Source organism: Candidatus Desulfosporosinus nitrosoreducens (assembly GCF_030954495.1).
GTDB classification, from domain to species: domain Bacteria; phylum Bacillota; class Desulfitobacteriia; order Desulfitobacteriales; family Desulfitobacteriaceae; genus Desulfosporosinus; species Desulfosporosinus nitrosoreducens.
The window spans coordinates 13,398-26,409 of sequence record NZ_JAVHUW010000060.1 but is presented as its reverse complement, the minus strand read 5'-3'; the positions used below and the strand labels follow the sequence as shown (position 1 = coordinate 26,409).

10 protein-coding genes, 1 tRNA gene and 1 riboswitch are annotated in these 13,012 nt (G+C 51.2%); of the genes, 9 read left to right on the top strand and 2 right to left on the bottom strand.

Annotated elements, in window-relative coordinates; genetic code table 11:
• Window positions 1–77 precede the first annotated feature (77 nt).
• The 3 genes from pepV to REC12_RS14750 all read left to right on the top strand — a co-directional run bounded on the left by pepV (window position 78) and on the right by REC12_RS14750 (window position 2,342).
• Complete coding sequence (pepV, locus tag REC12_RS14760; RefSeq protein WP_308895740.1) at window positions 78–1,481, top strand: dipeptidase PepV; 1,404 nt, start codon at window positions 78–80, stop codon at window positions 1,479–1,481.
• A gap of 127 nt (window positions 1,482–1,608) precedes the next feature.
• A tRNA-Lys gene (locus REC12_RS14755) sits at window positions 1,609–1,684 on the top strand.
• A gap of 97 nt (window positions 1,685–1,781) precedes the next feature.
• A riboswitch (cobalamin riboswitch) is annotated at window positions 1,782–1,969 on the top strand.
• 220 nt (window positions 1,970–2,189) lie between these two features.
• Window positions 2,190–2,342, top strand: coding sequence for a DUF2292 domain-containing protein (locus REC12_RS14750; RefSeq protein ID WP_308895739.1), 153 nt, complete (start codon window positions 2,190–2,192; stop codon window positions 2,340–2,342).
• Here REC12_RS14750 and REC12_RS14745 read toward each other — a convergent pair.
• Together REC12_RS14745 and REC12_RS14740 are read right to left on the bottom strand one after the other, a co-directional pair.
• Window positions 2,337–3,140, bottom strand: coding sequence for a sugar phosphate isomerase/epimerase family protein (locus REC12_RS14745; protein ID WP_308895736.1), 804 nt, complete (start codon window positions 3,138–3,140; stop codon window positions 2,337–2,339). The genes REC12_RS14750 and REC12_RS14745 overlap by 6 nt on opposite strands.
• A gap of 211 nt (window positions 3,141–3,351) precedes the next feature.
• Window positions 3,352–4,143: a lipid II flippase Amj family protein gene (locus REC12_RS14740; RefSeq protein WP_308895735.1), complete on the bottom strand. Its 792-nt coding sequence runs from the start codon at window positions 4,141–4,143 to the stop codon at window positions 3,352–3,354.
• A 535-nt stretch (window positions 4,144–4,678) separates the two neighbouring features.
• Here REC12_RS14740 and REC12_RS14735 point away from each other — a divergent pair.
• The 6 genes from REC12_RS14735 to REC12_RS14710 all read left to right on the top strand — a co-directional run bounded on the left by REC12_RS14735 (window position 4,679) and on the right by REC12_RS14710 (window position 13,004).
• Complete coding sequence (locus REC12_RS14735; RefSeq protein WP_308895972.1) at window positions 4,679–5,788, top strand: DUF4430 domain-containing protein; 1,110 nt, start codon at window positions 4,679–4,681, stop codon at window positions 5,786–5,788.
• The gene (locus REC12_RS14730) at window positions 5,788–7,512 is read left to right on the top strand and encodes a prenyltransferase/squalene oxidase repeat-containing protein (RefSeq protein WP_308895733.1); all 1,725 of its coding nucleotides are present in this window, start codon (window positions 5,788–5,790) and stop codon (window positions 7,510–7,512) included. Before REC12_RS14735 ends, REC12_RS14730 begins: the two co-directional genes overlap by 1 nt.
• Entirely contained in the window at window positions 7,509–8,066 is a 558-nt protein-coding gene (locus REC12_RS14725; protein ID WP_308895731.1) for a DUF4430 domain-containing protein, read from the top strand. The genes REC12_RS14730 and REC12_RS14725 overlap by 4 nt, the downstream gene beginning before the upstream one ends.
• Entirely contained in the window at window positions 8,063–8,944 is an 882-nt protein-coding gene (locus REC12_RS14720; protein ID WP_308895729.1) for an energy-coupling factor transporter transmembrane component T, read from the top strand. Before REC12_RS14725 ends, REC12_RS14720 begins: the two co-directional genes overlap by 4 nt.
• Window positions 8,917–10,617: an ABC transporter ATP-binding protein gene (locus REC12_RS14715; RefSeq protein WP_308895728.1), complete on the top strand. Its 1,701-nt coding sequence runs from the start codon at window positions 8,917–8,919 to the stop codon at window positions 10,615–10,617. Before REC12_RS14720 ends, REC12_RS14715 begins: the two co-directional genes overlap by 28 nt.
• A gap of 392 nt (window positions 10,618–11,009) precedes the next feature.
• Window positions 11,010–13,004 (top strand): cell wall-binding repeat-containing protein, encoded by a 1,995-nt coding sequence (locus tag REC12_RS14710; RefSeq protein WP_308895726.1) that lies wholly within the window; start codon window positions 11,010–11,012, stop codon window positions 13,002–13,004.
• Window positions 13,005–13,012: the final 8 nt, after the last annotated feature.

Sequence of the window (13,012 nt, the reverse complement as noted above, 5' to 3'; positions counted from 1 at the left end):
TATGCATCTTCATTTATCAAGCCGGGTATGATAGGATGGGTTGAAACAAACATAAAAAGACGGGGGAATGATTGCTGATGCGTCTCGACGAACAAATTAACGCCATGAAAGAAGACATAGTTTCGGCTGTGCAGGCCTGCATCCAAATTAAAAGTGTTAAAGACATGACCCAGGCGGCCCAGGGGGCTCCCTTTGGACCTGGAATACGGGAAGCTTTAGAGTGGACTTTGAAATTGGGTGAAAAACTGGGCTTTGCTGTGAAGAATGTAGACGGCTATGCCGGTCATATAGAAATGGGTTCCGGAGAACTCTTTGGCATATTAGGTCACTTGGACGTTGTGCCGGAAGGGGACGGCTGGTCTGTCCCGCCCTATAGTGCAGCAATTAAAGACGGAAAAATTTATGGGCGGGGCGCCTTAGATGATAAAGGACCGTCTTTGGCAGCTCTGTTTGCCATGAAAGCCATAAAAGATGCTAAAATACCTTTGAGTAAACGAGTGCGCTTGATTCTGGGCACGGATGAAGAGTCCGGCTGGGCCGACATGGACTATTATCTGCAAAAAGAAGAAGTTCCCTATATGGGCTTCGCACCTGACGCTGAGTTTCCTTTAATCCATGCCGAAAAGGGAATTCTCCATCTTGAATTTAAGAAATCCTTTGCAGCCTCTTTGCCGCATCTTGTCACTATCCGCGGCGGAGAACGGGCCAATGTCGTCCCGGATATTTGCGAAGTTACTTTAACCGGACTTGATCACGGCAGTGTTGCTCAATCCTTGCAGGACTTTGCTTTTCCGCAGGATGTCAGCGGACAAATCCAGGCCCAGCAGGCCGGACAGGAAATAAAGCTCACGTTTAAAGGGGTCGGGGCTCATGGCAGTCTTCCCCAACAAGGTAAAAATGCAGTTCTTTACGCTTTGAAGTTTTTACGGTGTTTGTCTCTTAGTGCGGAAGAACAAGCAGCTCTTGATTTCCTTTTAAACTATCCCGGCACAGGCTTCTCCGGGGAAGGCTTTGGCATTGCCTACAGTGACGAACCCTCCGGTCAATTATCCCTCAATCTCGGCATTTTAGAATTAAAGTCCGACCAGATACGTTTCGTTCTGGATATACGTTACCCAGTTACTTATGAACGTGAAGATGTGCTGCTGCCTATAGAAAAAGTCGCTCAAAAAGAAAACTATAGTTTGCAGGTGATCAGCCAGCAGAAGGCTCATCATGTTCCTAAAGACAGCGATTTAGTTCAGTCCCTGCTTAAAGCCTATGCCGATGTTACGGGCCTCAAACCCTATGCTTTTGCCATAGGCGGGGGAACCTATGCCAAAGCATTGCCGCAAGGGGTTGCCTTTGGCCCTGTTTTTCCGGGTGAACCTGAGGTAATCCATTGCGCAGATGAATACATTTCCATTGACAATATTCTCTTAACGACTAAGGTATATGCTCAGGCTATATTAAACCTTGCCGCTGATCCCGAACTTCGTTAATTCCTGAAAACCCACCTCAGGATCAGTTCTCTTTCTTATAGCCGGAACTAAAGATCGGAACTAAAGATCGAGAAAAGGCTTGACTATTTTAACTTCCTTAGGTATACTAATTACTGTTCTTCTAAATGCGCCACTAGCTCAGCTGGTAGAGCATCCGACTCTTAATCGGCAGGTCCCTGGTTCGAATCCTGGGTGGCGCACCAAAAAAAATATTAAGCCGTATCTTCTCCAAAGGAGAAGTACGGCTTTTTTGCACCTCTAGACAATGTCCCTTTTTTCATGGTATTCTGTAAACATAGAACTTAATATGCGGTGATGAGTGATTTCTATCTTTGGATAGAAACTGAAAAGGGAAGTCAGTTAAGCCTGACGCGGTACCCGCCACTGTAAAAGGGAGTTTGCTCACAAACTGTCACTGAAATTTATTCGGGAAGACGTGAGCCGATGTTGATCTTGAGCCAGGAGACCTGCTCATACCACACTTTTGGACCTACGGGGTGTTAGGGAAGGTGATCGGTATCTTGTAATGTTGATTAGATGCTTTAGATACTGATTGGGATTTTGCATCCTTCCCTTGAGGAAGGATTTTTTATATTCTGGCATAGCTGCTGCCTGGCGCTAAGTGAACGGGCAATCGAGAGTTTGCGAATGAAGAACTAATTGGTTAAGGGTTTCCTAAAGAAAAAGTATAAATAGGGAGGAACATCAATGAGAGAGGATGGGTCGAATATAATCCTTACAGCAAAGGAAAAGAAGATTATTGAGTTAATCAGGGCTACGGGATACGGCGAACTAAAGATAATCATTCAAAATAACGAACCCGTGAGAATTGAAGAGATTACCCGCTCTCTGAAATTATAAATTTCCGAAGAGATCACGGGTAGCTCTGACTTTTTGCCAGGCATTTTTGAGATAGGCTTCAGGAGATTTCCGGCGTTCTTCGAGCGTCGGATAGGCCTCCAAGGTTAACCCCCCTTGGTAAGTGGCCGGAAAATGCCTGCTTAACACGGTCCAGTCAATGATGCCGTGTCCGGGCAGCCAGTGCCGATCTTCCAACCCGTCATTGTCTGAGAGATGAGTCGCAACAAGCCTCTCGCCAAAATTTTTCAGTAAGTCGAAGTCCTGTTTGTTGGATAAAAAGTAATGAGAACTGTCATAGCAATACCCCAGACGGCTTGAGGGGATTGCGGAGAGCAGATAAGGAAGATTGTCACTGCGGCGGGTGTTTTCGATGGCGATGGTCACTCCAAGCTCTTCCGCGGCCTTCACAAGCTCGTAAAAACTTTGCAGGCCGTAATGGTTGGGGGCCGGAGGATTGAGGCCTTCGGTCAGATGCATGACCATGAGCGGTACATGATGGTTGGCGCAGTCATTAAGCCAGCGGATATGCCGTTGAATAAAATTTGATCTGACGGATTCGCGCTCCGACCACAATTCGTTAGAATTATTGTAAGGGACATGTAGGTTATCTAATTCCAGCCCCATATCTTTAACTAACTGGGGCATATGCTCTTTTTTGGTTTGCCATGGTGTATCCTCATCTTCCCACCAGATAGAAGTTGCGTCGAATCCGGCCTCTTTGATTAGGCTCAGCCGTTTTTGAAAAGGGAGTACAAAACCAAACCACGAGAATATTCCCAGTCTACGTTGATTTGCCATTAAATTTCCTCCCGCTCTTAATTTAACCATCTTCGGGAAAGTACGCAAAAAGTAAAAAGCAGATCTGCAAAATTCAGGGCAATCTTTTTATGAGTATAACATGGATAAATCCCGGATCATAGAAACTTTCGCAGCGGGCTAACTAATTACTTGAGTTAAACTGGGATTAAACCAGGTCAAACCTGTGTTTTAAGCACAGCTATCTCTATAATCATTTATAGATAATAGCAATAACATGAGCTACCGGAATAAGAAGCACTTGTCCCATTAAGGTCCCCGCCAGCTTGGAACCGATCAGCATAACGACAAGGGCCTTGACATCTTCATAGGGACGGTTTCCTTTTAAAGCCTGATCCGTAATGATTGAAGACTTTGGATCGACAAAGAGCATAAGGATAATATTGGCGGCACTGTTGATGATCCCCGCCGAGGCCGAGGCGGCCAAACGATGCTGGGCATTGACCAGTAACGTGGCATAAAAAGCCGACATCACGCCAACCGTATAGAGCCCCGTGACGAAAGCGTTGAGAGCCATTAATTCGCCGGGTACTTTGCGAAAGGGCAACGTATTTACCATGCTTTTTGAAGGCAATGTGACATTCCAAAAGAATTTACGGACATTGCCAGGTCTCAAAGTGTGCATGACAACGGAGGGCACGGAACCTGACCGCTCAAGGCTTTTCACGGCCTTGGAGAAAAACCTCAAAAAGCTTGGGGTTAACAAAATACCCACAAAAACTCCTAACGTCGCTATCCAAATGACTTTGCGCATGGCGGGAAGAGGATCGCTCCTTTGATTGAGAGAAATATCCATCAGCCCTCCAATCAAGGGGGCTTGCAGGGTATGCGCCGCCAGAGAGACTAAGTAGAAAAGGTTAAAGAAAGTGTTGGACAAGGCGAATTGTCTGCTCTTGACAGAATTGAGCCGTACGGAATAAGCAAAAGTATCGATGATATGAATTATAAATGTGGAAACAAATAATTGGGAGACATTGAATTGCACTGTTTTACCCTCCATCCCACCTTATCCTTGATATGACTATGTCAGAAGGGGGACGGAAATACCCGCTTTAAGGCAACAAAATTTTGGCCGCGTTTTTCACACCCGTTGTTAACAGTGGTGATCAAGCAGCGAAAAGATGTTTTCCGGCTTTTAATCCTGCCATTGCTTAGAATTTCCTATGCAGCCATTCTTTCTATGTGTTATTATTAAATAAACAAATAATTTTCACATTTGGCAATTTTATTGCTGCAACAATGACTGACCGAACAACGGAAGCATTGCTCGTCTTGAGTGATGCTTTTTTTGTTGGTTTATTGTCAAAATGGATTTCTTCTAAGATACTCAGATGTCGTCAGAGTTAAGAAAGGGGTGAGGTAAGCTGAAAAAACAAACGATAACAGCGCTGATCCTGGTTTTTCTGCTCACGTGGCTGACGGCCGGATGTAAGGGAGCAAGCCCCGAGCCTGCTAAGCTATCAAAAAGTGTGGCGGCTCAGACGAGCGGAGAGCAAGCCGGAGAGAGAGCTTCCTTGCCGGTGTCTGCAGTATCCGCTTTGTCCGGAGCCAGTGAGGAAAACCCGGCGCAGGATTCTTTGGCAAGCTCTGCGGGAAACCCTCCGGAAAATGCTGCCCCGGACTCTACAGCGGCTTCTTCTCCCAAGGCTCAGGTGTCTTCTTCCTCTGACGCGCCAATACCGGCCCTTGCGCAGACCACGACCGGTACGTTAGAGACGACACTAAAAGAGGGAGCGCTCCAAAGAGGAAGCAAAAAAACCTTTGACGTCTGGGCCAAAGACCAAAAGGGGGAAAAAATCCCCCCCGCGGAGCTGACGGTCACCTTAAACGGGCAGCCGGTTTCCGTTGCCTGGGATGACACGGAGAAAACAAGCTATACTTTGGTTTTCTCTCAGGGGAAAAGCGGGGCCAACGTTGTCGAGATTAAAACCGGAGCACTTAAAAAAGATTACACCTTGAACTATCAGCCGGCTCAAAAGGGTGAAAAGATCGGGCAAATGGTGCTGAGCATTGAGGCTTTCAGCATTGGCGGCGGCTATTTGCTGAATCCGGCCTATGTGGACATTGAAGAAGGAGAAAACGGCGCTCAGCTTTTGGACAGTGTCCTCAAAGAGCATGGCTACACCTACGAAAAAGAGGGTTCTCTCACCGCCGGCTTTTATCTGGCCGTTCTCCGGGGCGGTGTTTTGCCGCTTAAAGCTCAGGTTCCGGATTTTTTGAAGGAAAAGCTCTTAAGCAATGGCTTTAATGATTTGAATGAGAAAGACAAGGTCAATGACGGCGGCCTGGGTGAGTTTGATTATACACACGGTTCCGGCTGGATGTACTGTGTCAACACCAAATTCCCCAACGTGGGCCTGGCGGATTATTACCCCTCGGACGGGGATGTGCTGCGCCTGCAGTTTACCTTGGCCTACGGCGCGGATATTGGCGGCGGAGCCGCCATAGGCAGCAGCGGTGCCGCCGGCAATTATTACAGCGTAGCCGATAAGGACAGATTAACGACGCTGATTGCCCAAAAGGGTTATGCCAAGGTGCCGGACAAAATACGTGCAACTGTTGTCAAGCTGAACGCTTCCCAGGACGAGGTTGATCAGGCCGTCAAATTCTTAATGGAGGAAGCCGCGTAATGGCGCGCAAGGGTGAGAAACGAATCGGCAAAGGGCTGATCGCCGTCATTATGTGCCTTTTATCCTTAACCGCTCCGCTGCTGCCTGCGGCCCAGCCGGTTCGGGCCCAGGATGCGCCCGCTGAACACTATTCCGCCCCGGATATCGCCAAGGTCATTGAGGGGATTATTAATTGGAAGAAAGCTGATAACGGCTCGACGCCGGAAGGTTATTTAATTAACGATACCTTTTTGACCCTCGCAGGGACGACCTCCGGGGACTGGTTTCCCTTCGGCTTGGGCCGCTATGGTTATCCGGACAACGACCAGGGGTACTTAGCCATGATCACTGAGGTTGTTCAAAACAGGTATCAAGAACCGGGCAAGCTGTCGGCAGTCAAAGCTACGGAATGGCACCGCATTTCTCTGGCCATTCTGGCAATGGGCGGCGACCCCACGGCGGTGGGAAAGGATCAAAATGGCAAACCGATTAATCTCATTGCCGATGGGACATATAACCGGGGCCAAACGGCCTCTTTAGGCAGACAGGGGATCAACGGCTGGATCTGGGGCCTGATTGCCCTGGATTCCAAGCGTTACGCCATCCCCGCCGGCGCTTCTTACTCCCGCAGCGACATCATCAGGGAGATCCTGAGCCGCCAACTGGCTGACGGGGGCTTTACTCTAACGGGAAACAGCGCCGACCCGGATATCACGGCCATGGCCCTGCAGGCCCTGGCTCCTTATTACGGCAGTACCCAGACCTATACCTACCAGAGCGAGGCTACGGGAGAAAGAACAACGCGCTCGGTGCGGGAAGCCGCGGATGAAGCCTTGGCTTGGCTGGCCAAGGCGCAGCTGCCGGAGGGTGATTACGAGAGCTGGGGAACAAGGAATCTGGAGAGTACCGCCCAGGTAGCCGTAGCCCTGTGCTCACTGGGAATAGATCCTCAGAAAGATCAGCGCTTTATTAAAAACGGTCATTCGCTTCTGGCTGCTATGTTAAGTTACCGTATGCCTGACGGCGGCTTTGTCCATTCCCGGGCTTATGATCCGGACAACCCAACCTCCCAACCGGACAAATCCAATTCCATGGCCAGTGAACAGGCCTTATATTCTTTGGTGGCAGTCTGGCGGCAGATGAAAGGCTTGAGTTCCCTTTACGATTTTAGGCCGGCTGGGGATACCCTTGCCGGTACTCCGGATTCAACAGGAGAGAGCCGGCCGAAGCTGATTTTTTCCTCCGCCGACCGGGCGAGTGTGGAAGCCCTGCCAGCTAAGCTGACCACCGGGCAGTATGTGGAAGTGGTCAGCCTGCTCAACAAGCTGGAGCAAAGCGGGGATTTTCCGGGCAAGGCGGATTATGCGGCCCGTCTCGCAGCTGCCAGGCAGGCAATACTGGGTATTCAAGCTAAGATTGACGGCATCAATCAGGATGTTTTGCATAAGCTTTATCCCTTTGAAGGGATTTCTCTGGCCGATAGGGGAGTAGTCAACGATATCGTGCAACGCTATGAGACCTTGTCTGATTATGACCAGGGAAAAATCCTGCGTTGGGATGATGTTGTCAAGACCAAAACCAAGCTTGACAACTTGCTGCGGGCCCTTTATATAGCCTTGGCCTTGGCGGTGACGGCAACTGCGGCGACGATCGGCGTGACGTACAGGATAAAACGCCGCCGGGGTAAAAAAGCGCGGGAGATGGAAGAACTCGCTGCGCTCTATGGGGAGAAGGACAGTCCATGAAAAAAGACCTGCTGGTTTTGGGCTTTGTGGCTTTAATCATCGCGCTGCTGATTTCAGGGACTAAAATTCAGTCTGTTGACGAGTACTATTTGACTCATATCGATCAGATTACGCCCCAGTCCAAAACAGTGACCATCAGCATCCGCTGTGATACGGTTCTCAGCAATTGGGACAAACTGGATCCGTCACTCAAGACGAAGAACTATGTGCCGGCGGACGGCATCATCCTGCCGCCTACGCAATACGTCCTGAGACCAGGGGACACGGCCTTTGACCTGCTGGACCGGGCTGTACGCTACAACAAGATCCAAATGGAATACCAGGGCGCCAATTACAACAGTTATAAAAGTGTTTACGTTCAGGGCATCCATTATCTCTATGAGTTTTCCTGCGGCCCCCTCAGCGGCTGGATGTATCTTGTCAATAAAAAATTTCCGCAATTCGGCTGCAGCAAATACGTGCTGCGGGACGGCGACGTCGTCGAGTGGGTCTATACTTGTGATTTGGGCCGCGATGTCGGCAACACCTGGCTTAAGGAGGACAAGCAGCCATGAGAACCTTTGCGACCTACCACCCAAGTGTGCTCTTGCTTTATTTCAGCGGCGTTGCCCTGATAACGGCCCTGACCTTCCACCCTTTCCTCTTGGCCTTTTCCTTTCTGGGGGCCTTTCTCTGGGCCGGCAGGCTGGAGAGCGGCAAGGCGGTAGTGCTGAGCCTGGGATTTTACGTGCCGCTGTTTTTGCTGCTTGCCTTGATCAATCCGCTCTTTTCCCATAACGGGGTCACGCCGCTCTTTTTTCTCAATGACAACCCGGTGACTCTGGAAGCGGTCCTTTACGGAGCGGCCATTGCCGGAATGATGGTGTCAATTCTCTATTGGGGCCGGTGTTATAGTCAGGTTATGACCTCGGATAAGTTCATTTATTTGTTCGGCAAAGCCATACCGAAGCTGAGCTTGTTCCTCTCCATAGCGCTGCGTTTTTGTCCGTTGTTCCTCAAGCAGATGAAAAAAATACATCAGACCCAGAGGACTATGGGTTTATACGCCACGGAAAGCGTCGTCGACCGCTTGCGGGGCAGAATGCGGGTGTTTGCGGCGATTTTGACCTGGTCGTTGGAACATGCCGTTGATTCTGCCGCCGCCATGCGGGCCCGGGGCTACGGCCTGCCGGGAAGAACGAATTTTTCCCGCTTTCGTTTTACCCTGGGAGATTTAGCTCTGCTGGGACTGCTCGTACTGTTGTTTGGTTGGACGGCTCTGGGTTTTAGAGGGGGAAGCTTGAGGTTTGCTTTTTACCCCGGCATGTCGGAGCTGGAGTTGTCCTGGTACGCCAAGGCCAATTATGGCGGGGTGCTGATTTTGATGTTGCTCCCTTTTTTGAGTGAAGTTAAGGAGACCATTCTATGGAACTATTTCAGATCGAAAATCTGACCTTCTCTTATCCCGGTGAGACGGGAAAAGCCTTGGATCAAATCAATCTCACGGTAAACCAGGGGGAATTCCTGCTGCTCTGCGGTCCCTCCGGCTGCGGCAAGACCAGCTTATTGAGGCTTTTGAAGCGCGAAATCGCTCCCCACGGTCTCCAAAGCGGAGAAATACGTTATTGCGGCACAGCGCAGACTCAGCTTTCCGACCGGGCAGCCGCCGCGGAGATTGGTTTTGTCATGCAAAATCCCGAACAGCAGGTGGTGACCGACAAAGTATGGCATGAGCTGGCCTATGGCTTAGAAAATATGGGCGTTTCCCATGCCGAAATTCGTCGCCGCGTGGGGGAAATTGCCTGCTTCTTCGGCATTAATCGCTGGTTTGAGCGCAAAACCTCCGAGTTATCGGGCGGTCAGAAGCAGCTGCTGACCTTAGCCTCCATCCTGGTCATGCAGCCTAAAGTCTTGATTTTGGATGAGCCCACCTCCCAGCTTGATCCTATCGGCGCCGCCGAATTTATCTTCACCCTCTATAAACTCAACCGTGATTTGGGTTTGACTATTATTCTGGCGGAGCATCGCTTGGAAGAGGTTTTCGCCCTGAGCGACAAGGTCGCGGTCATGGATCAGGGCCGCATTCTTCTTGCTGACACGCCGGCCCGGGTGGGAGAGACCTTGCGGAGGGCTGCGGAGGGCCGGCGCATGCTGCTGGGGATGCCCAGTGCCGTGCGCATTTTCACAGCCCTTGATTCCCGGGGACAATGCCCGTTGACGGTCAAGGAAGGACGGCTTTTTCTGGAAGACCATTATCAAAATGCGATCTCCCGTCTGCCGGTTGAGCAAGCTCCGCCGGCAAACGGGGGGGAACAGAACTCCGTGTACTTGAAGGAGGTCTGGTTTCGCTATGAACGCCAGCTTCCCGACGTTCTTAAAGGAACGACCTTTAAGGCGGCCCGGGGCGAGACCCTCGCCATCCTGGGAGAAAACGGCTCGGGAAAAACGACCCTTTTGCGCCTGATTGCGGGCCAGAACCGTGCTTATCGCGGCAGAGTGGAGATTAACGGCCAAAAGATTCAGCGCTACGGTGGCAAAGAGTTATACAGGCATAACCTAGCTCTTTTGCCCCAGGACCCGCAGACGGTGTTTCTGAAATCCAGCGTTGAAGAAGATTTTGCTGAACTATGCTCCGCTATGGACTATAAGCCAAGGGAAGCGGCGGCCATGATCCGCCGCAACGCCGCTTTGCTGGAAATTGATCATTTGCTGAAAAAGCATCCTTATGACCTGAGCGGCGGAGAACAGCAGCGGGCGGCCTTGGCCAAAATTCTGCTTCTCCAGCCCCAAATCCTGCTGCTGGACGAACCGACGAAAGGAATTGATGCTTATGCCAAAAATACCCTGAAGGATATTCTTAATGAGTTGAAAAGCCAGGGTCTGACGGTGATTATGGCAACTCATGACGTGGAATTTGCCGCCATTGCCGCGGACTGTTGCGCTCTGCTGTTTGAAGGAGAGATTATCGGAGCCGACAGCCCGAGAAATTTTTTCTCGGCCAACACCTTTTACACGACGGCAGCCAGCCGCATTTCACGCACTTTGTACGAAAACGCGGTGACGGTGGAGGATGTGGTCCGGCTTTGCCGCCAAAACGGAGAGCTGCCATCATCAGGAGGGGATTAGCGCATGCCATGAAGTGCCGCCCTCCCAACTAAGCTTGAGTCTGTTCTCAAGGCACAGAACGTGGTAGGTGGCCAGAATCTTGCCATTTTTCCGGCCGATATCCCAATCAGAATCCGGGCAATTCTGAGAGCCTTGTCCTAGGCTTGTACCAAGAATCTTACGCGCGTAAGATTCTTGGTACAAGCCCGGCCGGATTTCATCTTAACTATTGGCTTTTCGCTACGTTGTTTTTACCTCCATGGGCAGAGTTTTTGCTGCCAAAGACTGTTTTTTCAGGCACGTATATTCCTCAAAATTGTCCGTAAACCCTGGCAAAATCCAGTTTTTTTTAATAATTTAGCAAGCCCTGTTTAAAAAGAGATAAAGGAATATTGGGGAAGGAGTCAGAGAGAATGAAACGAATAAAAGGGACATTTGCCCTCCTCTTGGTCACCTTGCTGCTGGTCAGTACTTGTCTTGCCGGTCTGGCAGCCGAGGCCGGCGCGGAAACCACAGCCGGCCAGACTGACGTGAGCCGTGCTGCAGTCGATCAGGCGGTCAATGCATTGACCCAATGGGAAAGGAACTATATTCAAGCTGCTTTCCAGGCCGCAGACGGTGAAGCTTATGTCGATCCCACAATTCACAATTGGCCGACCATCGGACTGGGAAGACTGGAGCAATATCAGGGGCTGGATACTTATCTGGCGGAAACCGAGAAGTATATCAGCCAGGACTGGGATTCCGCAGCCCGTAAGGTGACTAATCTGGAGAGAATCACTTTGGCCGTGGGTGCGGCCAAGGGTAATCCGCGGGATTTCGGCGGCAAAGACCTGGTGGCCGAAATCTACAACTACCCCGACATTGAGGCTCAGGGTATCAACGGGCCGGTATTTGGCTTGATTGCCCTGGACAGCGGCAAGTATGACATTCCTTCCGACGCTAAATGGAGCAGGGAAAAACTATTGGGAATTATTTTAAATGAGCAGCTGCCGGACGGCGGGTTTTCCTTGAACAGCACCGGCAGCAGCGATACGGATATTACCGCCATGACGCTTCAGGCTCTCGCTCCTTATTACCGAGCCGGCCAACCCGCTGTGCAAGCCGCCGTGGAAAAAGCCCTCACTTGCCTGTCCGGGCTGCAGGACGCCAACGGAGGTTATCAGTCCTGGGGGACAACCAACAGCGAGAGTGTCTGTCAAACTATGATTGCAGTCTGCTCTCTGGGACTTGATCCGGATACGGACTCGCGCTTTGTGAAAAACGGCCACACCCTTTTAAGCAATCTGCTGCAGTACCGGGCTGACGACGGTGGTTTTAAACACACCCTGGACGGCAAGACTAATGATATGGCCTCCGAGCAGGCCCTGATTGCCCTGGCCGCCTATGTGAGATTCCAGGATAAAAAGTCTGCTTTATACGACTATAACCCGGAAAAGGCGCTGCCTTACCCGACTTCTTCCGGAGAACAGCCGGAAACCTCAATTCCCGGGATAGTGCGTCTGGCCGGAGCGGATTGCTACGCTACGGCGGTGGAGATTGCCAAAGAAAACTTTCCCCAGGGTGCGGAAACGGTTCTTCTCACCCGGGGGGATGTTTCAGCCGACGCGCTGCCGGCTGTGCCGTTAGCCCAAAAATACCAGGCGCCCCTTTTGCTGACGCCCTCCGACCGTCTGCCTGACCTGGTCTTCACAGAAATCCAAGCCTTGGGGGCTAAGAAGGTTTTAATCATAGGGGGAGAGGGAGCTGTCGGCAGAGCGGTGTCCGATAGCTTAACTCAAGCGGGCCTGGAAGTTCAGAGAGTATCCGGTGAGGACCACTACGCCACGGCCTATGAAATCGCCAAGCTGTTGGGCGGTTCAGGGCAAGCTGTGATTGTCAGCGGGGATTACCTGCACAGTTATCCTGATGCGCTCTCCATCTCGGCTTGGGCCGCTTACAACGGCGTGCCGATCCTTTATGCGGATCAAGCGGCCCCCTTGCCCCCAGCGACTCAGAAGGCTATCGCCGAACTGGGGATTACCAAGACTCTCCTGGTTGGCGGTCCGGCCGTACTCTCTCCGGCCTTGGAGCAATTGCTCCCCGCTCCGACGCGCTACAGCGGGCAAACGCTCTTCGACACCAACCTGGAGGTTTTAAGTGAACTCCAGCCCAACCCTGCCAAGATTTTTGTGGCTACCGGGAGGGGATTTGCCGATGCCTTGGCCGGGGCGGCCGTTGCCGGTCAGACGAATGCCTGGATTTTGCTGGTCAACGGAGGGGCAACCGAGGCAGAGGGTTTGAGCAGCGGGCAAGAACAGCTTCTCCAAGGGGTTCGCAGCCAGGTCACGGAAACCTATGTTCTCGGCGGCAGCGCCGTTGTTCCGGACGGTACTCTGCAGGCTTTAAAATCCGCTTTGCAGAAATAGAGTGACAA

Bases quoted from the DNA above. Each gene is read 5' to 3' on its own strand.
- pepV (WP_308895740.1), top strand. From the start codon at position 78: ATGCGTCTCGACGAACAAATTAACGCCATGAAAGAAGACATAGTTTCG.
- REC12_RS14750 (WP_308895739.1), top strand. From the start codon at position 2,190: ATGAGAGAGGATGGGTCGAATATAATCCTTACAGCAAAGGAAAAGAAG.
- REC12_RS14745 (WP_308895736.1), bottom strand. From the start codon at position 3,140: ATGGCAAATCAACGTAGACTGGGAATATTCTCGTGGTTTGGTTTTGTA.
- REC12_RS14730 (WP_308895733.1), top strand. From the start codon at position 5,788: ATGGCGCGCAAGGGTGAGAAACGAATCGGCAAAGGGCTGATCGCCGTC.
- REC12_RS14725 (WP_308895731.1), top strand. From the start codon at position 7,509: ATGAAAAAAGACCTGCTGGTTTTGGGCTTTGTGGCTTTAATCATCGCG.
- REC12_RS14720 (WP_308895729.1), top strand. From the start codon at position 8,063: ATGAGAACCTTTGCGACCTACCACCCAAGTGTGCTCTTGCTTTATTTC.
- REC12_RS14715 (WP_308895728.1), top strand. From the start codon at position 8,917: ATGGAACTATTTCAGATCGAAAATCTGACCTTCTCTTATCCCGGTGAG.
- REC12_RS14710 (WP_308895726.1), top strand. From the start codon at position 11,010: ATGAAACGAATAAAAGGGACATTTGCCCTCCTCTTGGTCACCTTGCTG.